The 18,911-nt window shown below is 73.9% G+C and carries 18 protein-coding genes; 10 read left to right on the top strand and 8 right to left on the bottom strand.

The features are described 5' to 3' along the window. Positions 1–157: 157 nt before the first annotated feature. The gene (locus tag BJY14_RS40010) at positions 158–946 is read right to left on the bottom strand and encodes an ABC transporter ATP-binding protein (RefSeq protein ID WP_179848347.1); all 789 of its coding nucleotides are present in this window, start codon (positions 944–946) and stop codon (positions 158–160) included. A 192-nt stretch (positions 947–1,138) separates the two neighbouring features. On the opposite strand from BJY14_RS40010, the gene BJY14_RS40005 reads away from it, so the two are divergent. The 3 genes from BJY14_RS40005 to BJY14_RS39995 all read left to right on the top strand — a co-directional run bounded on the left by BJY14_RS40005 (position 1,139) and on the right by BJY14_RS39995 (position 2,798). After that, a complete protein-coding gene (locus tag BJY14_RS40005; RefSeq protein ID WP_179848346.1) occupies positions 1,139–1,654 on the top strand; it encodes a hypothetical protein in 516 nt (171 codons plus the stop codon). A 100-nt stretch (positions 1,655–1,754) separates the two neighbouring features. Further along, positions 1,755–2,444 carry a thioesterase family protein gene (locus tag BJY14_RS40000; protein WP_179848345.1) on the top strand — a complete coding sequence of 230 codons (690 nt, stop codon included), beginning with the start codon at positions 1,755–1,757 and terminating at the stop codon, positions 2,442–2,444. A 132-nt stretch (positions 2,445–2,576) separates the two neighbouring features. Further along, on the top strand, positions 2,577–2,798 hold the full coding sequence (locus BJY14_RS39995) for a hypothetical protein (protein ID WP_179848344.1): 222 nt from the start codon (positions 2,577–2,579) through the stop codon (positions 2,796–2,798). A 33-nt stretch (positions 2,799–2,831) separates the two neighbouring features. Here BJY14_RS39995 and BJY14_RS39990 read toward each other — a convergent pair whose 3' ends face one another. Together BJY14_RS39990 and pip are read right to left on the bottom strand one after the other, a co-directional pair. Beyond that, positions 2,832–4,364 (bottom strand): coiled-coil domain-containing protein, encoded by a 1,533-nt coding sequence (locus BJY14_RS39990; protein ID WP_179848343.1) that lies wholly within the window; start codon positions 4,362–4,364, stop codon positions 2,832–2,834. 27 nt (positions 4,365–4,391) lie between these two features. Next, a complete protein-coding gene (gene pip, locus BJY14_RS39985; RefSeq protein WP_218907553.1) occupies positions 4,392–5,393 on the bottom strand; it encodes a prolyl aminopeptidase in 1,002 nt (333 codons plus the stop codon). 81 nt (positions 5,394–5,474) lie between these two features. Here pip and BJY14_RS39980 point away from each other — a divergent pair, with 81 nt between their 5' ends. Beyond that, positions 5,475–5,699, top strand: a complete 225-nt coding sequence (locus BJY14_RS39980; RefSeq protein ID WP_179848341.1) for a hypothetical protein — start codon at positions 5,475–5,477, stop codon at positions 5,697–5,699. On the opposite strand, the gene hrpA is transcribed toward BJY14_RS39980, so the two are convergent. Then, positions 5,696–9,628, bottom strand: coding sequence for an ATP-dependent RNA helicase HrpA (gene hrpA, locus BJY14_RS39975; RefSeq protein ID WP_179848340.1), 3,933 nt, complete (start codon positions 9,626–9,628; stop codon positions 5,696–5,698). The genes BJY14_RS39980 and hrpA overlap by 4 nt on opposite strands. A gap of 231 nt (positions 9,629–9,859) precedes the next feature. Between hrpA and BJY14_RS39970 the strand changes: the two genes are divergently transcribed. Further along, entirely contained in the window at positions 9,860–11,278 is a 1,419-nt protein-coding gene (locus BJY14_RS39970) for a serine/threonine-protein kinase (protein WP_179848339.1), read from the top strand. A gap of 24 nt (positions 11,279–11,302) precedes the next feature. Here the strand turns inward: BJY14_RS39970 and BJY14_RS39965 are convergent, their stop codons facing one another. After that, positions 11,303–12,211 (bottom strand): SDR family oxidoreductase, encoded by a 909-nt coding sequence (locus BJY14_RS39965; protein WP_179848338.1) that lies wholly within the window; start codon positions 12,209–12,211, stop codon positions 11,303–11,305. Then, positions 12,208–12,981 carry an SDR family oxidoreductase gene (locus tag BJY14_RS39960; protein WP_179848337.1) on the bottom strand — a complete coding sequence of 258 codons (774 nt, stop codon included), beginning with the start codon at positions 12,979–12,981 and terminating at the stop codon, positions 12,208–12,210. The genes BJY14_RS39965 and BJY14_RS39960 overlap by 4 nt, the downstream gene beginning before the upstream one ends. Before the next feature lie 111 nt (positions 12,982–13,092). On the opposite strand from BJY14_RS39960, the gene BJY14_RS39955 reads away from it, so the two are divergent. The 5 genes from BJY14_RS39955 (at position 13,093) to BJY14_RS39935 (ending at position 16,845) form a co-directional block, all read left to right on the top strand. Beyond that, complete coding sequence (locus tag BJY14_RS39955; protein WP_179848336.1) at positions 13,093–13,839, top strand: enoyl-CoA hydratase family protein; 747 nt, start codon at positions 13,093–13,095, stop codon at positions 13,837–13,839. Continuing rightward, positions 13,836–14,699 (top strand): CoA transferase subunit A, encoded by an 864-nt coding sequence (locus BJY14_RS39950; RefSeq protein WP_179848335.1) that lies wholly within the window; start codon positions 13,836–13,838, stop codon positions 14,697–14,699. The genes BJY14_RS39955 and BJY14_RS39950 overlap by 4 nt, the downstream gene beginning before the upstream one ends. Next, a complete protein-coding gene (locus tag BJY14_RS39945) occupies positions 14,696–15,427 on the top strand; it encodes a CoA-transferase subunit beta (RefSeq protein WP_179848334.1) in 732 nt (243 codons plus the stop codon). Before BJY14_RS39950 ends, BJY14_RS39945 begins: the two co-directional genes overlap by 4 nt. Positions 15,428–15,437: 10 nt before the next feature. After that, the gene (locus BJY14_RS39940) at positions 15,438–16,517 is read left to right on the top strand and encodes an NAD(P)H-dependent flavin oxidoreductase (protein WP_179848333.1); all 1,080 of its coding nucleotides are present in this window, start codon (positions 15,438–15,440) and stop codon (positions 16,515–16,517) included. Positions 16,518–16,686: 169 nt separating this feature from the next. Beyond that, positions 16,687–16,845, top strand: a complete 159-nt coding sequence (locus tag BJY14_RS39935) for a hypothetical protein (RefSeq protein ID WP_218905807.1) — start codon at positions 16,687–16,689, stop codon at positions 16,843–16,845. Positions 16,846–16,878: 33 nt separating this feature from the next. Here BJY14_RS39935 and BJY14_RS39930 read toward each other — a convergent pair whose 3' ends face one another. Then, positions 16,879–17,859, bottom strand: coding sequence for a quinone oxidoreductase family protein (locus BJY14_RS39930; protein ID WP_179848332.1), 981 nt, complete (start codon positions 17,857–17,859; stop codon positions 16,879–16,881). Continuing rightward, a complete protein-coding gene (locus tag BJY14_RS39925; protein WP_179848331.1) occupies positions 17,859–18,869 on the bottom strand; it encodes an aldo/keto reductase in 1,011 nt (336 codons plus the stop codon). The genes BJY14_RS39930 and BJY14_RS39925 overlap by 1 nt, the downstream gene beginning before the upstream one ends. Positions 18,870–18,911 lie beyond the last annotated feature (42 nt).

Genomic DNA, 18,911 nt, shown 5'->3' with positions numbered 1-18,911 from the left:
CGTGACCGGTACTGGGCGAACGCGGCATCGCTTCGCGATCTGCCCGGCTCCGCTCGCCTCCGGCATCGCTCCACCGGCCAGGTCACGCGTTCGCGCGCTTGACCGAGGCCACTTCGAGACAGGCCCCAGCCGGGAACCGCCGGGCGGGGACGCCCGGTCAGGCCGGACCGGCGGTCGCGGCCCAGCGCCCGTGGTGCCGGCTGATCGCGATCGGATGGTCGAAGCACGCGCTGACCAGCTCGGTCGTGAGGACGTCGTCGGCCGCTCCTGAGGCGAGCACCTGACCCTCGCGCAGCAGCAGCGCGTGGCTGGTGCTGACGGGCAGCTCCTCCAGATGGTGCGTGACGAGCACGGTGGTCAGGTCGGGCCGCTCGGCGCGCAGCTGGTCGAGGCCGGCGAGCAGCCGCTCCCGGGCGGCGACGTCCAGGCCCGTGGCGGGCTCGTCGAGCAGCAGCAGCGGCGGGTCGGGCATCAGCGCCCGCGCGATCAGCGTGCGGCCCCGCTCCCCCTGCGACAGGTTCGGCCAGCGGGCGTCCGTGCGGGGCGTGAGGCCCATCAGTGCGATCAGCTCGTCCGCCCGGCGCAGGTCCTCCTCGTCCGGCGTCCAGCGCGGGACGAGCTCGATCGTGCCCGTCACCCCGGTCAGGACGATCTCGCGCACCGTCCGCGACGACTCCAGGGGGTGGCGCGGGTTGACCTGGCCGATCAGCCTGCGCAGCTCCTGGACGTCCACGCGGCCGAGCCGGCGCCCGAGGATCTCCGCGGTGCCGCGCGTCGGGTGGGTGTAGGCGCCGAGGATGCCGAGCAGCGTGCTCTTGCCGGCCCCGTTCGGGCCGATCAGCGCCCAGTGCTCGCCGCGCAGCACCGTCAGCGTGACGCTGTCGAGCAGCGTCCGCCGCTCGCGCACCAGATCGATCTTGTCGGCGTTCAGCACGACGTCGGGCACGGGGCCTCCGTTCGAGAGCGCGAAATGAGGGCACGCGGGGGGATATGCGGCGTGCGGACGCGGGAGACCGGGGTCGCCGGGGCGGATGCGTCGGTGAAGGACCCTCAACGTACCCGAACGCCGCCGCCTGGTACGAGCGAGGCGTCCGGCCGGATACTGTGAGAGCCGGTGCCTCAGCGATCGGGGAGGGACATGGAGGACCTCGGCTTCATGTGCGCCCGCTGCGGCGGCGAGGTGCACGACGTGACGCACAACCGCGAGGGTTCGCTCGACGGCGTCGGCTACCGCCACAACCGGCGGGTGGAGCCGTGGGACCACGAGCTCGAGCTCGCGGTCGGCGAGCCCGCTCCACCCGACCAGGCATGCGACTTCTGCGGCGCGGCCGCGCCGCGCTGGCTCTACTACCCCACGCTCGACCCCGACGACACCGACATGTTCGAGGTCGAGCTGGACACCACGCACCTGTCGGACGACGACACCGCCGTGGCGGTCCTCAACATGCTCTACCCCTGGTACGGGTGCGACACGTGCTCCGTCCTCGTCGCCGACCGCAACGTCGACCTGCTCATCGCCCGCGCCCTCGACCGGACCCCCGTCCCCGCGGACGGCCCCGTCGACGAGGACACCGTCCGGGCACGGCTGCGCGGCTCCCTCTCGGTCTTCTTCACCACCCGTCCGGGCAGGCCGCAGCCTTCCCGGGCCGTCTAGCGGGGCGGTGCCCGGCTACCCCCGGGGGGTGGGATGTCGGTGGGGCTCAATATGATCGGTCCCGTTTTGGTGTGGTGGAAGTGAGCACGGGGGACATGAAGTGATCATCGAGAGGCGGTTCCACGGGCCGGACGGGTCGGGGAACGGCGGGTACGTGGCGGGGCGCCTGGCGGGGCGGGTGCCGATCGACACGGTGACCGTGACGCTGCGGCGGCCGCCGCCGCTGGACATCGAGCTCACCGTCACGGTGGAGGACGAGCGCGGGCACAGCGCGCGGCTGTGGGACGGCGAGCGGCTCATCGCCGAGGCGCTCGCGGGGGCGATCGTGGTACCGCCCATCGCGGCCGTCCCGTTCGAGGAGGCGCTGAAGGCGGCGGAGAAGTACCGGGCGGCGGAGAACCACCCGTTCCCGGGCTGCTTCGTGTGCGGGCCGGACCGCGAACCCGGCGACGGGCTGCGGCTCGAACCGGGGCCCGTGGCCGAGGGCACCGTCGCGACGCCGTGGATCCCCGAGCGGGTCCCCGAGCGTGAGCTGGTGTGGGCCGCGCTTGACTGCCCCGGCGGCTGGTCGTTCGACGTGGCGGGCCGCCCTGCGGTGCTCGGCACGATGACGGCGCAGGTCATGGACGTGCCGGAGGCCGGTGAGCGGTGCGTGGTGATGGGGTTCGCGCGCAGCCGCGAGGGCCGCAAGATGCACGCGGCGACCGCCCTGTACGGGGCCGACGGGCGGCTGCTGGGCCGCGCCGAGCAGATCTGGATCGAGGTCGATCCCGAGACGTTCGGGCGCTGACGCTCCGGCCGACGATGTGACGGCGGGGCCGCCCGGGTCCGGCCGATTCGGCGATCTGTGTCGTCCGACACTGTCAATCGCACCGGAACCGCTGTTCAATCTGAGCTTCCGCGGAAAACGGGAGGCAGATCGATGCGCGGAGACGGATTACTCATCGTGGGGCTGGCGGTGCTGGCCGTGTACACGGGGGCTTACTGGGAGCGCGCCCGCCGCGCCGCGATGGACATGGGCAGGAGCCATCGGCGGGTTCTCACGCCGCGGCGGACCGCGGCGAGGGAGCGCGAGCAGGTCCTGGTGTCCGCCTCGGTGGCGGCGCTGGCGCTGGCGCTGGTCCTGGTGGCCGGCCTCGGCTGAGCCCGGACGGCGCGGCCGTCCGGGCCTGGGCGGTCAGTGACCGGTGAACAGCGGGTCCTCCCGGTCCGCGCCGTTGACGGGGCGGACCTGGGGCAGGGGCATCCCGCCGGGAGCGGGATGGCCGCCCGTGGTCGAGCCCGGCGTCCCGTTCGCGGCGGACGGCAGGTTCGGTACGGGCGCCCCGAGGGGGACGGGCGCGCCGGGGGGCATCGGGGAGCCGCCCGGGAAGGGGCCGCCGATCGGGGGCGGGCCCGGCGGCATGCCGGGCGCCGGGGCGGTGCCGGGGGCACCCGAGGGAGGCGGCCCGGGCGGGGGCGACGGGTGGCCGCCGCCCGACATCCGCCCGCCGGGCGGGAAGTTCGACGACAGCGTGTTGTGGGTGAGCTGGTCGATCTGGCGGCGGGCGCGGTCGGCCTCGGCGCGGGCGGCGTCGCGCTCCTCGGCGAGGGCGGTGAGCGCGGCCTGCTGCTCGGCGACCGACTGCGACAGCTGCCGCAGCTGCACCGCCTGGTCGTTGACCTTGGTGTTCAGCTCGTCCCGCTCGGCCGTCGCGGCCGCGGCCTGCGCCAGCGCGGCGTCGCGCTCCTTGGCGGCCTCGTCGGCCCGGGCGCCCGCGCGGACGAGCTCCGCCTCGGCCTCCGACTGGGCGCGCATGGCGGTGGTGCGCTCGGCCTCGGCCTTGCTGGCGGCCTGCATGGCCCGCTGCCGCTGGGCCTCGGTGTCGCGCATGGCGTTGCGCAGGTCCTCGGCGCCCTGCTTGGCGACCGCGGCCTCCACGCGCTGTGCCTCGGCGGCGCCCTCCGACTCGGCGAGCTTGGCGTGCAGGCCGACGAGCTCGGCCCGGGCGGCCTCCAGCGCGGCGAGCAGCTCGGCCTCGCGGGCCGCGACCCGGTCGCGCTCGCTCTCGGCGGCGAGCTTGGCCGTCATGGACTGCTGCGCGATCTGGTGGGCCTCCTCCCACGCCTGCTGCGCGGCGTCGCGCTTGGCGGTGGCGAGCTTGGCCTCCTCGCGGGCGCGCCCGGCGTCTCCCTCGGCCGTCTCGGCACGCTTGCGGGCCGAGACGGCCTCGTGCCACGCCTCCTCAGCCTTGCGCTGGGAGGCGTCGCGCTCGCTCTGCGCGATGGCGAGCTCGCGGGCGGCCTCGGCGCGCACCTCGGCGACACGGCGCTCCACGCCGGCGACGCTCAGCTCGGAGGTCAGTGAGTCGGCGAGCGCGTCGGCGGCCCGCTCCATCCGCTCGACGATCTCCCACGCCGACGCGACCTGCCCGGTGAGGCCCGGCGCGTCCCGGCCGCGGTCGCGGCGCTCGCGCGCCTCGCGGGCGCAGGCGCCGTCGTTGTCCTGGCAGTAGCGGACGGTGCGGGCGGCACCGACCGGCTGCGGGACGGGCCGCCCGCAGTTGGCGCACGGCCAGACCGTGACCGGGTCGCCCATGCGCGCGACCACGGTCTCGACGGGCGCCCTGGATCCCGTGCCCTCGTCCGCCGAGCCTTCGGAGACCGCGCGCTGGGGAGCCGCGGCCGCCCCCAAGGGGCCGCTATTGTCGCGCTCTTCGCTGTTAGGCATGGAATGAACCTTACGCACCCCCGCGCGTCACTGCAGTGACTTGGGTGGTACATGTGGAGGCGCCCACTTCGCAGGAAAGTGAGCGGCGAAGGCGTCGGCGGCCTCGATGAGGCGGTCGCGCGTACCGGGCTCGCCGCCGCCGTGCCCGGCGTCCTCGACGATGTGGAATTCCGCCTCCGGCCACGCGCGGTGCAGCTCCCACGCCTGCTCCAGCGGTGTCTTCATGTCGTAGCGCCCGTTCACGATCACGGCGGGGATGTGCCGGACGCGGTCCACTCCCGCGAGCAGCCCCCCGGCCGGGAGGAAGCCCCCGTTCGCGATGTAGTGGAGCATGATGCGGGCGAAGGCCACCAGCACCGCGTCGTCCAGGTCCGGCGCCGGGACGGGCAGGAGAGTGTTGGCCGCCAGCTCCCACGCGCCCCAGGCGCGGGCGGCGGGGACGTGGACGGCCGGGTCCGGGTCGCCGGCCCGGCGCCCGTAGGCGGCGAGCAGGTCGTCCTGCTCGGCGGGCGGGATCGCGTCACGGAACGCCGCCCACTCGGCCGGGAAGAGCCGCGCCGCGCCGGTCGGGGCCAGCCCCCACGCCTCGTCCCACGGACGGACGAGGTAGATGCCGCGCAGCACCATCGCGCTGACCCGGTCGGGATGCGCCTGCGCGTACGCGAGCGCGAGGGTGCTCCCCCAGCTGCCGCCGAACACGAGCCAGCGTTCGATCGACAGGTGCTCGCGCAGGCGCTCGATGTCGGCCACCAGGTGCGGCGTGGTGTTGTGGTCGAGCGGCACCGCCGGGTCCCCGGCTCCGGGCAGGCTCCGGCCGCAGTTGCGCTGGTCGAACAGGACGACGCGGTACCGGGACGGGTCGAAGAACCGCCGGTGGTCGGGCAGGACCCCGCCACCGGGCCCGCCGTGCAGGAACACCGCCGGCAGTCCGTCCGGATTGCCGCAGACCTCCCAGTGGACGCGGTTGCCGTCGCCGACGTCCAGCAGCCCGGACTCGTACGGCTCGATCGGTGGGTAGTACTCCCGCAAGGCCATGTCCCAGTATCACCCGAATATGATCATGTGCGGGTCCGCCGCTCCCCTGGCGGCCCGACCCGTTACCCTCCCGGCATGACGCAGCCGACGTGCACGCAGTGCGAGGGCGACGACCTCGAACAGGGCTTCATCGAGGACTCGGGCGAGTCCTCCAAGGGCTACGCCCGCTGGATCCTCGGCCCGCTGGAGAAGGGCCTGCTCGGCGGCGCGAAGCGCATGGGCCGGCCTCGGTGGCAGATCGACGCCCTGCGGTGCCGCCGATGCGGGCATCTGGAGCTGTTCGCGCGTACCCCCGCCTAGAGCTGGGCCATCGCCTTGCGGATGCGCTTGTCGGAGACGGGGAAGCGGGTGCCGAGCTGCTGGGCGAAGAGGCTGACCCGCAACTCCTCCAGCATCCAGCGGACCTGCCGGGCCGGCTCCTCGTCGCGGCGGGAGGGGTGGAGTCGGCGCAGCGCCTGCTCGTACTCCTGCGCGAGGACCTCGACCTGGTGCGCGAGCATGCGGTCGCGTCCCGGGTTCTCGGGGAGCTTGTCGAGCCTGACCTGCAGCGCGCGCAGGTAGCGCGGCAGATCCGGCAGCCGGGCCCAGCCGGTCGCGGTGACGAATCCCGGCCGCACCAGCGTGCCGAGATGGCCGCGGACGTCGGTGAGCGCGGGCACGAGGGTGAGGCTCGCCGTGCCGCGCAGCCGCCGGTCGATCTCGTGCGCCTCGGCCAGGATCCGCTCGACAAGGCCGACGATCTGGGCCGTCGCATCGTGCAGGTCGGCGCGGACCCGGTCGTAGAGGGCGCGGAAGCCGTCCTCGTCCCACGCGGGCCCGCCCGCCTCGGCGATGAGCCGGTCGGCGGCGGCGGTGACGCAGTCGTCGAACAGGGCCGCGACGGATCCGTGCGGGTTGTGGCTGAGCGCCAGCTTGCCCTGGTTGGTCAGGCGGCCCTGGATGAGCTTCACCGGTGACGGCGCGTTCAGCAGGATCAGCCGCCGCGTGCCGAGCCACATCGCGCGGCGCTGCTCGGCCTCCGTCTCGTACATGCGGACGGCGACGGTGTCGCCCTCGTCGGTGAGCGCGGGATAGGCCTTGACGTCGTAGCCGGCCTGGTTGCGCTCGTACGTGCGGGGCAGCTCGCCGATCGTCCACTCGGTGAGGCCGGACCGCTCGATCGTCGCCGCCGCCTTGGACAGCGTCCCGCGCACCTTCCCGGCGAGGCGGCGTTTCAGTCCGTCCAGGTCGGTGCCCTCGCCGAGGGTCCGTCCCGCCGCGTCCACGACCCGGAACGTGATGCGCAGGTGGGCGGGCAGCCGGGACGGGTCCCACGCCTCCCGCGCGACCGGCACGCTCGTCATCGCGGTCAGCTCGCGCTCCAGGGCGTCCAGCAGGGGCTCGGTGCGCGGCGCGACACGGTCGAGGATCTTGCGGGCGTAGTCGGGCGCCGGGACGAAGTTGACGCGCAGCTGCTTCGGCAGCGACCGGATCAGCTCGGTGACCAGTTCGGTCCGCAGGCCCGGCACCTGCCAGTCGAAACCGGCCGGCCGCACCTGGTTGAGGACCTGGACGGGGATGTGCACGGTGACGCCGTCGGCGTCGGCGCCCGGCTCGAACTGGTAGGTGAGGCGCAGCCGCAGCGCTCCCTGCTGCCACGCGTCCGGGTAGTCGGACTCGCTCACGCCGCCCGCGGACTCGTTGATGAGCATCGACTTCTCGAACCCGAGCAGGTCGGGGTCGGCGCGCCGGGCCTTCTTCCACCAGGCGTCGAAGTGCCGCCCGGAGACGACGTCCTCGGGGATCCGCGCGTCGTAGAAGTCGAAGAGGGTCTCGTCGTCGACGAGGATGTCGCGGCGCCGGGCGCGGTGCTCCAGCTCCTCCACCTCGTCCAGCAGTGCGCGGTTGTCGTGGAAGAACCGGTGGTGGGTCTCCCAGTCGCCCTCGACGAGCGCGTGCCGGATGAACAGCTCGCGCGCCAGCGCCGGGTCGATGGAGCCGTAGTTGACGCGGCGGTCGGCGACGATCGGGACCCCGTAGAGGGTGACCTTCTCGCGCGCCATGACGGCCGCCTGCTTCTTCGACCAGTGCGGCTCGCTGTAGTTGCGCTTCACCAGGTGCTGCGCGAGGGGCTCGACCCACTCGGGCTCGATCCTGGTGTTGATCCGCCCCCACAGCCGGGACGTCTCGACCAGCTCCGCCGACATCACCCAGCGCGGCGGCTTCTTGAACAGCGCCGACCCCGGGAACACCGCGAACTTCGCGCCCCGGGCGCCGAGGTACTCCTGCCCGCGGCGCTGCTTCTCCTTCTTGTCGACGTCCATCAGGCCGATGTGGGAGAGCAGGCCGGCGAGCAGCGAGGTGTGGATGCGGTCGGGCGGCGCGTCGGCGGTGTTCAGTGTGACGCCGAGCGACTTGGCGACCTGCTTGAGCTGGCCGTGCAGGTCCTGCCACTCGCGGATGCGCAGGTAGTGCAGGAACTCGTTCTTGCACATGCGGCGGAACGCGCTGCCCGACAACTCCGCCTGCTGCTCGCGCAGGTAGTTCCACAGGTTCAGGTAGGCCAGGAAGTCGGAGCCGGGGTCGGCGAACCGGCGGTGCCGGTCGTCGGCGGCCTGCTGGTTCTCGGCGGGACGCTCGCGCGGGTCCTGGATGGACAGCGCCGCCGCGATGATCAGCACCTCGCGGACGCAGCCGTTACGGTCGGCCTCCAGGATCATGCGCCCGAGCCGCGGGTCGACGGGCAGCTGAGCGAGCCGGCGGCCGAGCTCGGTGAGGCGCTTGCGCGGGTCCTTCTCGGCCGGGTCGATCGCGCCGAGCTCGTGCAGCAGGTCCACGCCTGCCTTGACGTTGCGGCGGTCCGGCGGCTCCACGAACGGGAACGCGGCGATGTCGCCGAGGCCGAGCGCGGTCATCTGCAGGATGACCGACGCGAGGTTGGTCCGCAGGATCTCCGGCTCGGTGAACTCCGGGCGGGACTCGAAGTCCTCCTCGGAGTACAGCCGGATGCACACGCCCTCGGAGACGCGGCCGCAGCGGCCCTTGCGCTGGTTCGCCGACGCCTGCGAGACCGGCTCGATCGGGAGCCGCTGCACCTTCAGCCGGTGGCTGTAGCGGGAGATGCGCGCGGTGCCGGGGTCGACGACGTACTTGATGCCGGGGACCGTCAGCGACGTCTCCGCGACGTTGGTGGCGAGCACGACCCGCCGGCCGCGGTGCTGCTGGAACACCCGGTGCTGCTCGGCCGACGACAGCCGCGCGTACAGCGGCAGGACCTCGGTGGTCCCCCGCTGCCGGGTGAAGTGCTTGGTGAGCGCGTCGGCGGTGTCGCGGATCTCCCGCTCGCCGCTGAGGAACACCAGGACGTCGCCGGGCCCCTCGCGGCCGAGCTCGTCGACCGCGTCGACGATCGCCTGGACCTGGTCGCGGTCGGGGTCGGCGGACGGGTCGTCCGGGTCGGTGACGGGACGGTACCTGACCTCGACCGGATAGGTGCGCCCGGACACCTCCACGATCGGCGCGTCCCCGAAGTGCGCGGAGAACCGCTCCGGGTCGATCGTCGCCGAGGTGATGATCACCTTGAGGTCGGGGCGCCGGGGCAGGATCTCCCGGACGTAGCCGAGGAGGAAGTCGATGTTCAGGCTGCGCTCGTGCGCCTCGTCGATGATCAGCGTGTCGTACTGGCGCAAAAGCCGGTCGGTCTGGATCTCGGCGAGCAGGATGCCGTCGGTCATCAGCTTCACGAGCGTGCCGTCGCTCGACCGGTCGGTGAAGCGCACCTTGTAGCCGACGGTCTCGCCGAGCTCGGTGCCGAGCTCCTCGGCGATGCGGTCGCCGACCGTCCGCGCGGCGAGCCGCCGCGGCTGGGTGTGGCCGATGGAACCGAGCACGCCCCGGCCCAGTTCGAGGCAGATCTTGGGGATCTGGGTGGTCTTGCCGGAGCCGGTCTCGCCCGCGACGATCACGACCTGGTGGTCGCGGATCGCGGCGAGGATGTCGTCCTTCTTCTGCGACACCGGCAGCTGCGCCGGATAGGTGATCGCGGGCACGGCGAGGCGCCGCCGCTCGACCCGCCGCTCGGCGGTCTCGACCTCGGCGGCGATCTCCTCGGCGACCCTGGCCCGGCGCCCGGCGTCCCGCATCTTCTGGACGCCGTCGATCCTGCGGCGCAGCCGGTGCTGGTCGCGCACCATCAACTGCGGCAGGCGCGCGCGCAGGCCGGCGAGCGGCGATTCCACACTCGTCCCCATAACCATCGACAAGGATAGGGTTCCAGGCCCCCCGGGCCTCACTGACCCCACAACCTTCGCACCGTAGCCGGAACGCACCGCGTGGGGCGATCCATTATCCGGCCCGTACAACGCCGCGCCGGGAAGGCGCATTCCACGCTCCGCGGCCAGGCTCCGCGGCCACGTTTCGCTTCTGATCCTTCACCCAAAGCCACTGCGCAGGCCCTCGTCCGTCATTCATGATTGGGAGACGTGGAGACCCCGACCGCCGCAGGGCGCTACCGGATCGACGGCCACCTCGGATCCGGCGGCTTCGCCTCGGTCTGGCGGGGGCACGATCCCGACCTCGACTCCCCCGTCGCGATCAAGATCCTGGCGGGGCACTGGACGCTGCGCACCGACGTGCGGGACCGGTTCGTCCAGGAGGCGCGGCTGCTGCGCCGCGCCGACTCGCACCGGCTGGTGCAGGTCTTCGACATCGGGGAGCTGCCGGACGGCCGCCCCTACTTCGTGATGACCTACGCCGACCGCGGCACGCTGGCCGAGCGGCTCGCCGCCGGGCCGCTCCCGCCGGGCGAGGCGCTGCGCACCGCGCAGGAGATCATCCGGGGCGTGCAGGAGTTGCACGACCTCGGCATCGTGCACCGCGACCTGAAGCCGTCCAACGTGCTGCTGCGGTCGGCGCCCGGCGGCGGCGAGCGCGTCATGATCGCCGACCTCGGCATCGCGCGCACCGGGGAGCACCTGTCGAGGCTGACGCTGCCCGCGGGCTCGCCCGGATACATGGCGCCCGAGCAGACGCAGGTGGACGGCGCGCCGGACCGCCGCGCGGACGTCTACGGTCTCGGCGCGCTGACCCACCACCTGCTGACCGGGGAACCGCCCGCCGTGCCGCCGCGCCCGCCGGCCCAGACCCGGGCCGCGATCCCGTCCGGGGTCAGCACGGCGGTGATGCGCGCGCTCGATCCGGACCGGGAGAGGCGCTGGGCGTCGGCGGCCGACTTCGGGGAGGCGCTGGCGCACGCCTCCGGGGAGACGCGCACCGGCGCACTCGCGCCGAAGAGGCGCCCGCCGGGAAAGCGCCCGCGCGGCCGGCGCCGGGCCCTCGCGGCGGCCGGGGCGGCCGCGGCGGTGGCCGTGGCCGCCGTCGCGTTCGTGGTGCTCCCCCACCAGGGCGACGGCGCCGCGACGCCGCAGGAGCGGAACCGGCAGTGGCTGCGGGCCGGGTCGGACGTCCCCGCCCGCTACCGGGACCTGATCGTCCAGGCCGGGACGTGGTGCGAGCTGCGCGGGCTGAGCCCGACGCTGATCGCGGCGATGCTGAAGGCGGAGAGCGGCTTCGACCCGCGCCTGGCCGACCCGGGGCGCGACGAGTACGGCATCGCCCGGTGGACTCCGCACGTCCTGGCCTTCTGGCAGCCCGGCGGGCTCGACAATCCCGAGCCGAGGCCCGCCCAGATCACGGCGGAGCTGTCGATCCCCGCGATGGGCCGGTTCCTGTGCTACTGGGGGAAGGACCTGAAGGACGTCCCGGGCGACCCCGCGCTGAACCTCGCCGCCGCCTACCGCACGTCGGCCACGACGGTCGTGAAGACGGGCGGCGTCCCGGCCAGGGTCCGGCCCTACACCGAGAAGGTGCGCCGGTTCATGGACGACTACCGCCCGCGCTGAGGGCGGCCGGGGCGCGGGCGACGGTCAGCCCGCTCCGTACACCGGTTCGGGGGCGGGCGCCTTCGCCAGGAGGTCCTTGACGACGTCGCCGACCTCGGCGGGGTCCCACCTCGCGCCCTTGTCGGCGGCGGGGCCGTGACGGAAGGCGTCCATCACGCAGATCTTGCCTCCCTCGGCCTCGAAGACCCGCCCGGTGACGTCCCGCGACTGCGCGGAGCCGAGCCAGACGACGAGCGGCGAGACGTTCTCGGGGGCCATCGCGTCGAACTCGCCCTCGGCGGGCGCGGCCATCGTCTGCGCGAAGACCTCCTCGGTCATCCGGGTGCGGGCGGCGGGCGCGATCGCGTTGACCGTCACGCCGTACCGGCCGAGCTCGGCGGACGCCACGAGCGTCAGCCCGACGATGCCCGCCTTCGCGGCGGAGTAGTTGCCCTGGCCGACGCTGCCGAGCAGCCCGGCGCCGGAGGAGGTGTTGACGACGCGCGCGTCCACGGCGCGGCCGGCCTTGCTCTCGGCCCGCCAGTACCGCCCGGCGTGCTTGAGCGGCAGGAAGTGGCCCTTGAGGTGCACGCGCATGACCGCGTCCCACTCGTCCTCACCGAGGTTGACCAGCATCCGGTCGCGCAGGAACCCGGCGTTGTTGACCAGGGTGTCCAGCCGCCCGAACGCGCCGGTCGCCGCGGCGACCAGCGCGGCGGCCCCCTCGTCGGTGGCGATGTCGTCGGTGCTGGCGACCGCCCGCCCGCCGAGCGCCTCGATCTCCCGCACGACGTCGTGGGCGGGCCCCTCGGAGGCGTCGCCGGTGCCGTCGCGATCGACGCCGAGGTCGTTGACGACGACGAGGGCGCCCTGCCGGGCGAACTCCAGCGCGTGCGCGCGGCCGAGGCCGCGTCCGGCGCCGGTGACGGCGACCACCCGGTCCTTGCAGATCATCGCGTTTCCTCCTTGTTGACGGTGGCGGCGTCCAGGAAGGCGGGGCGCTCTCCCCCGCCGTGCACCTGCATCGACGAGCCGGACACGTAGGACGCCAGGTCGGACGCCAGGAACACGCAGGCGGCGCCGATGTCGTAGGGGTCGGCGAGGCGGCCGAGCGGGACGGTCTCCGCCACCGCCGCGACGCCGTCCTCGTCCCCGTAGTGCAGGTGCGCCAGCTCGGTGCGGACCATGCCGAGGATCAGCGTGTTGACCCGGATGTGCGGGGCCCACTCGACCGCCAGGGACTGGGTGAGGTTGTGCAGGCCCGCCTTGGCCGCGCCGTAGGCGGCGGTGCCGGGCGACGGGCGCACCCCGCTCACGCTGCCGATGTTGATGACCGAGCCGCCCCCGCTCCGCATGATCCGGGGCCGCAGCGCGCGGGCCATGATCAGCGGCGCCGTCAGGTTCAGCTCCATGATCTTGACGTGGGTGCGCAGGGCGCCGTCGGCGACCGGCAGGTACGGGGCGCCGCCCGCGTTGTTGACCAGCACGTCGACGCGGTCGAGGCCGTCCGCGAAGGCCTGCACGGCGTCGGGGTCGCGCACGTCCAGCGGGACGAACCGCGCGGTCCGGCCGCCGGCCTCGGGCATCGTGTCCGGCTCGCGGCGGGCGACCGCGACCACGTCGGCGCCCGCCTCCAGGAAGGCGCGGCTGATCCCGGCGCCCACCCCGCGCACGCCCCCCGTCACCACGACGGTCCTGCCCCCAAGGTCGAGCTTCAGCGCCATGCCGCCTCCGGCTCCGCGTGCCCTGCCGCCTCCGGCACCGATGACATTCCGCCTCCTCCGAACGGCTCTGCTACCGTCTGTTCTAACAAATGTTTGGTGGAAAGGTAGCGCATGGGAGTCTCCACCACGACCCTGGACGGGGTCGCCGAGATCGTCGTGGACGCGCCGCCGGTCAACGCCCTGACCGTCGCGGGCTGGTACGAGCTGGCCGACGCGGTGCTCGCGGCGGGCCGCGACCCCGGGGTCGGGGCCGTCGTGCTCCGCGCCGAGGGCCGGGGCTTCAACGCGGGCGTCGACATCAAGGAGATGCAGAGCACCGAGGGCCACGCCGCGCTGGTCGGCGCCAACCGCGGCTGCTTCGCGGCGTTCGCCGCCGTCTACGACTGCGAGGTCCCGGTCGTGGCCGCGGTGCACGGCTTCTGCCTGGGCGGCGGCGTCGGCCTCGCCGGCAACGCCGACATCGTGATCGCCTCGCCGGACGCCTACTTCGGGCTGCCCGAGGTGGACCGGGGCGCGCTCGGCGCCGCCACCCACCTCGCCCGGCTCGTCCCGCAGCACCTGATGCGCGCGATGGTCTACACCTGCCGCAACGTCACGGCCGAGGAGCTGCACCACCACGGTTCGGTGCTGGAGGTCGTCCCGGCCGGGGAGCTGCGCGCCAAGGCGATGGAGGTCGCCGCGGGCATCGCCGCAAAGGACAGGTACGTGATCCGGCGCGCCAAGGAGTCGCTGAACGGCATCGACCCGGTCGACGTCAGGCGCAGCTACCGCTACGAGCAGGGGTTCACGTTCGAGCTGAACCTCGTCGGAGCGGGCGACGAGCACCGCGACGCCTTCGTCGCCAAGGGGGGCCGATGAGCTCCAAGGTGATGTCCGTCGAGGAGATCGCGGGGTCGCTGGAGAGCGGCATGACGATCGGGATCGGCGGCTGGGGCTCGCGGCGCAAGCCGATGGCGCTGGTGCGGGCGATCCTGCGCTCCCCCGTCACCGACCTCACGGTCGTCTCCTACGGGGGGCCGGACGTGGGGCTGCTGTGCGCGGCGGGCAAGGTCCGCAGGCTCGTCACCGCGTTCGTGACGATGGACTCGATCCCGCTGGAACCGCACTTCCGGCAGGCGCGCCAGTCCGGGGCCCTCGATCTGACCGAGTACGACGAGGGCATGTTCATGTTCGGGCTGTACGCGGCGGCGCACCGGCTGCCGTTCCTGCCCACCCCGGTCGGCCTCGGCTCCGACGTGATGAGGGTCAACCCGGAGCTGCGGACCGTCCGGTCGCCCTACGAGGACGGGCGGGAGCTCGTCGCCGTCCCCGCGCTGCGGATGGACGCGGCGCTGGTGCACATGAACCGCGCCGACGCGCGCGGCAACGCCCAGTACCTCGGCCCCGACCCGTACATGGACGACCTGTTCGCCAAGGCGGCCGACCGGACGTACGTGTCGTGCGAGCGGCTCGTCGACACCGCCGACTTCCTCAAGGAGGGGCCGGTGCAGTCGCTGCTGATCAGCCGGTCGCAGGTGGCGGGCGTCGTGGAGACGCCGAACGGCGCGCACTTCACCGACTGCCTGCCCGACTCCGGGCGGGACGAGGCGTTCCAGAAGCTGTACGCGCAGTCGGCCGCCGACCCGGACAAGTGGTCGGCGTTCAGCGAGCGGTTCCTGTCCGGCGACGAGGCCGCCTACCAGGACGCGGTCCGGGTCTGGCGGGAGGAGGCGCGATGAGCGAGGCGACCAGGGCCGAGGTGTGCGCGGCCGCGTGCGCGGACCTGTTCCGGGGCGACGGGGAGATCGTCGCGGCGGCGGTGGCCGGGTTCGTCCCGATGCTGGGATCCCGGCTGGCGCGCGCGACGTTCGCGCCCGACCTGCTGACCACCGACGGCGGGCCGTCGCTGAGCGCCGAGCCCGTCCCGCTCGGCGCGCAGGCCGGGACGGTCGAGGGCTGGCTGCCCTTCCGCGACCACCTGTGGCTCGTCCTGAACGGGCGGCGGCACGTGGTGATGGGGCCGAGCCAGATCGACGCGCACGGCAACACCAACATCTCGTGCATCGGCGACTGGAAGCAGCCCTCGCGGCAGCTCCTCGGGGTGCGCGGCGGGCCGGGCAACACGCTGCTGAACACGACGAGCTACTGGGTGCCGAAGCACTCGGCGCGCGTGTTCACCGAGAAGGTCGACATGGTGAGCGGCGTCGGCTGGGACCGCGGCGCGCACGAGATCCGCGCCGTGGTGAGCAATCTGGCCGTGCTCGACTTCGACACCCCCGAGAGGCGGATGCGGCTGCGCTCGGTCCATCCCGGTGTCCGCGTCGAGGACGTGCTCGCGGCCACCGGCTTCGAGCTCGCCGTCCCGGACGAGGTGCCCGAGACGCGGCTGCCGGACGCCGGGGAACTGCGGATCATGCGCGAGGTCCTCGACCCGAAGGGCCTGCGGGAGCGCGAGGTCCCGGCATGAAGGAGCAGGCATGAGCGGAGCGGAGACCGGGCGGGTGCTCGACACCCCGCTGACCCGGCTGGCGGGCGTGCGGCACCCGGTCGTCCAGACGGGCATGGGGTGGGTGGCCGGGCCGCGCCTCGTCACGGCCGTGGCGAACGCGGGCGGGCTCGGCGTCCTGGCGTCCGCGACGATGACGCTCGACCGGCTCGCGGACGCGATCCACGAGGTCAAGGACCGCACGGACGCCCCGTTCGGCGTCAACCTGCGGGCCGACGCCGGGGACGCGGGTGACCGGATCGACCTGCTCATCAAGGAGGGCGTGAAGGTCGCCTCGTTCGCGCTAGCGCCGAAACGGGAGCTGATCGCCAAGCTGAAGGACGCCGGGCTCGTGGTGATCCCCTCGGTCGGCGCGCGGCGGCACGCGGAGAAGGTCGCGGGCTGGGGGGCGGACGCCGTCCTGGTGCAGGGCGGCGAGGGCGGCGGGCACACCGGCCCGGTCGCCACCACGCTGCTGCTCCCCCAGGTCGTGGACGCGGTCGACATCCCGGTGATCGCGGCCGGCGGCTTCTTCGACGGGCGCGGTCTCGCCGCCGCACTCGCCTACGGCGCGGCGGGCGTCGCGATGGGCACCCGGTTCCTGCTGACCTCCGACAGCTCGGTGCCGGACGCGGTCAAGCGGGTCTACCTCGAGACGGGCGAGACCGTGGTGACGCGGCAGGTGGACGGCATGCCGCACCGCGTGCTGCGCAGCGGGCTGGTCGACGCGCTGGAGGACTCCGGGCGGGTCGGCGGGCTGGTCCGGGCGCTGCGCAACGGCGCCCGGTTCAAGAAGCTGTCCGGCATGTCGTGGCGCGAGATGCTCGCCGACGGGAAGGCGATGAAGCACGGCAAGGACCTGTCGTGGTCGCAGGTCCTCATGGCCGCCAACACGCCCATGCTGCTGAAGGCCGCCATGGTTGACGGCCGGCCCGACCTCGGCGTGATGGCGTCCGGGCAGGTCGTCGGCGTGATCGACGACCTGCCGAACTGCGCCGACCTGATCGGCGCGATCGTGCGGCAGGCGGCCGACGCCATCGCCGCGCAGCAGTCGTACCTCGCGGGCCGGTAGGGCCCGGGCCTTCCAGGACGCGTCCTTCCCCAGGCCGCGCAGCACGGCCGCCAGGACCCCGTGGAACTCCTCGTCGGGGCCGATCCGGCGGCCGTGCTGGACGGTCCGCTTGAGATGGGGGAACTCGCCGGCGTGCACCAGGTCGACGACCAACCCTTCCAGTTCCTCGGTGCTCATCCCGGAGCTCCTTGGCGACGGCGCGCATGGACAGCCCGGCGAGGCCGTCGCGCCCAGGTACGGCGAGCACGCCTACGACCAGTGGACGGTGGACGAGCTGCTGGCTCCGGCGGCTCAGGCTCCGTCCCCGGGGCGGAAGACGGCGAGGTGACCGCCCTCCGCCAGGAGGGCGGTCACCTCGGGCTCAGCGGCTGACCGCCAGGACGAGCTTGCCGGTGGTGGTGCCCGACTCGATGCGCTTGTGCGCCTCGGCGGCCTGTTCCAGGGGCAGTTCCTCGACCTGGACCCGCAGGTCGCCGGACGCGGCGGCGGCGACCGCCCGGCGCAGGGCGCGTCCGGCCTCGGCCGGCGCGGCGCCCGCGAACGCCGCGAGGTTGAACCCCGACACCGTCTTGCTGGTGAACCACAGCTCGTTCGCCGAGACGCCCACGTCGTCGGCGCCGGACGCGTTGCCCATCACGACCATCCGGCCCATCGGGGCGAGGGCGTCCAGGCTCGCGCGGCGGGCGGGGCCGCCCACCATGTCCACGACGATGTCGAAGCCGCGCCCGCCGGTGAGGCCCGCGACCTCGCCCGCCGGCGCGTCGCGCAGGACGACGTCGTCGTAGCCGAACCCGCGCGCGGTCTCGATCTTGGCGGGGCCGCCGACCGTGCCCGCCACCCGGCCCGCACCGAGCAGCCGGGCCGCCTGGCCGAGCTGGCTGCCGACGCCCCCGGCGGCCGCGTGCACCAGCACGGTCTCGCCCGGCTCGATGCGCGCGACCCGGTCCAGGACCAGGAACGCGGTGGCCCCGTTGGACGGGACGGCCGCCGCGACGTCCAGCCCGAGGCCGAGACCGTCGAGCGGCGCGACGAGGTCGGCGGAGGTGACCGCGACCTCGGCGTAGCCGCCACTGTCCACGATCGTCAACGCGGCGACGGGCTGGCCCCTGCGCAGCCCCTCCACGTCGGGCCCGACCGCCCGGACGTGCCCGGACACCTCGATGCCGGGGACGAACGGCAGCGGCACGTCCACCACGCCCCGCCGGTACAGGACCTCGGCGAAGTTCGCGCCCGCGTAGGCGACGTCGATGGACACCTGGCCCGGCCCCGGCTCGGGGACGTCCGCCTCGGCCTGGCGCAGCACGTCCGCGCCGCCGAACTCGGGGATCGTGACGGCCCGCATCAGTACCGCCCCCCGACGGGCGCGGGAACGCCGTCCAGCTCGGCGAGGTCGGCCTTGGTGAGGTCCAGGGCCGCGGCGCCGGCGTTGTCGCGCAGATACCTGGGCTTCTTGGTGCCGGGGATCGGGATGACGTGCTCGCCCTGCGCCAGCGTCCACGCGATGGCGACCTGCGCCGGCGTGGCTCCGTGCCGCGCGGCGACCGCCTTGACGACGTCGACGATGCGCAGGTTGGCCTTCAGCGCGTCCTCCTGGAAGCGCGGGTTGCCGCCGCGGAAGTCGGTGGCCTCGAAGTCGGCCGCGGTGACCGTCCCGGTGAGGAAGCCGCGGCCGAGGGGCGAGAACGGAACGAACGCCGCGCCGTTGGCGGCGCACCAGCCGACCACGTCGCCCGGCCCCTCCCCCGTCCCGGTGGAGTCGCCCGGCATGGTGCCCGCCATCCCCCCGGGCGCGCCCATGGCGTCGCGGGTCCACAGCGACAGCTCCGACTGGACGGCGGCGACCGGGTGGATCGCGTGCGCCTCGGCGGCCTGCGCGACGCTGACCTCCGACAGGCCCAGCCTGCGGACCTTGCCCTCGGCGACCAGCTCGGCCATCGCGCCCCACGTGTCGGCGAGGGGCACCTCCGGGTCGACCCGGTGCAGGTAGTACAGGTCGATCGCGTCCGTGCCGAGGCGGCGCAGGCTGTCCTCCGCGGACGCCTTGACGTGCTCCGGCGTTCCGTTCCGGACGAGGTCACCGGTGGCCGGCGACTCCACGACCAGGCCCGTCTTGGTGGCGACGACCGCCTCGCCCCGGGGTCCCGCCAGCGCCCGCCCGACGAGGGCCTCGTTGTGGCCGTCGCCGTAGGGCTGCGCGGTGTCCAGGAACGTCACGCCGAGGTCGAGCGCCTCCCGGATCAGCGCCACCGAGGCGTCGTCATCGCGCTCCGACTCTGTGTAGGCCCAGCTCATGCCCATGCACCCGAGCCCGACGGCCCCTACCCGCGTCCCGGCGAAGTCCCGCGTCCTCATACCGTCTCCTTCGTTCCTCATGAGGACGATCGTGCTGGACGG

Source organism: Actinomadura luteofluorescens (assembly GCF_013409365.1).
Classification (GTDB): Bacteria; Actinomycetota; Actinomycetes; order Streptosporangiales; family Streptosporangiaceae; genus Spirillospora; species Spirillospora luteofluorescens.
This window is presented reverse-complemented; position numbering and strand designations above follow the sequence as displayed.

Bases quoted from the DNA above. Each gene is read 5' to 3' on its own strand.
- BJY14_RS40005 (WP_179848346.1), top strand. From the start codon at position 1,139: ATGGAGGACCTCGGCTTCATGTGCGCCCGCTGCGGCGGCGAGGTGCAC.
- BJY14_RS39995 (WP_179848344.1), top strand. From the start codon at position 2,577: ATGCGCGGAGACGGATTACTCATCGTGGGGCTGGCGGTGCTGGCCGTG.
- BJY14_RS39990 (WP_179848343.1), bottom strand. From the start codon at position 4,364: ATGCCTAACAGCGAAGAGCGCGACAATAGCGGCCCCTTGGGGGCGGCC.
- BJY14_RS39980 (WP_179848341.1), top strand. From the start codon at position 5,475: ATGACGCAGCCGACGTGCACGCAGTGCGAGGGCGACGACCTCGAACAG.
- hrpA (WP_179848340.1), bottom strand. From the start codon at position 9,628: ATGGGGACGAGTGTGGAATCGCCGCTCGCCGGCCTGCGCGCGCGCCTG.
- BJY14_RS39965 (WP_179848338.1), bottom strand. From the start codon at position 12,211: ATGATCTGCAAGGACCGGGTGGTCGCCGTCACCGGCGCCGGACGCGGC.
- BJY14_RS39960 (WP_179848337.1), bottom strand. From the start codon at position 12,981: ATGGCGCTGAAGCTCGACCTTGGGGGCAGGACCGTCGTGGTGACGGGG.
- BJY14_RS39955 (WP_179848336.1), top strand. From the start codon at position 13,093: ATGGGAGTCTCCACCACGACCCTGGACGGGGTCGCCGAGATCGTCGTG.
- BJY14_RS39950 (WP_179848335.1), top strand. From the start codon at position 13,836: ATGAGCTCCAAGGTGATGTCCGTCGAGGAGATCGCGGGGTCGCTGGAG.
- BJY14_RS39945 (WP_179848334.1), top strand. From the start codon at position 14,696: ATGAGCGAGGCGACCAGGGCCGAGGTGTGCGCGGCCGCGTGCGCGGAC.
- BJY14_RS39940 (WP_179848333.1), top strand. From the start codon at position 15,438: ATGAGCGGAGCGGAGACCGGGCGGGTGCTCGACACCCCGCTGACCCGG.
- BJY14_RS39930 (WP_179848332.1), bottom strand. From the start codon at position 17,859: ATGCGGGCCGTCACGATCCCCGAGTTCGGCGGCGCGGACGTGCTGCGC.
- BJY14_RS39925 (WP_179848331.1), bottom strand. From the start codon at position 18,869: ATGAGGACGCGGGACTTCGCCGGGACGCGGGTAGGGGCCGTCGGGCTC.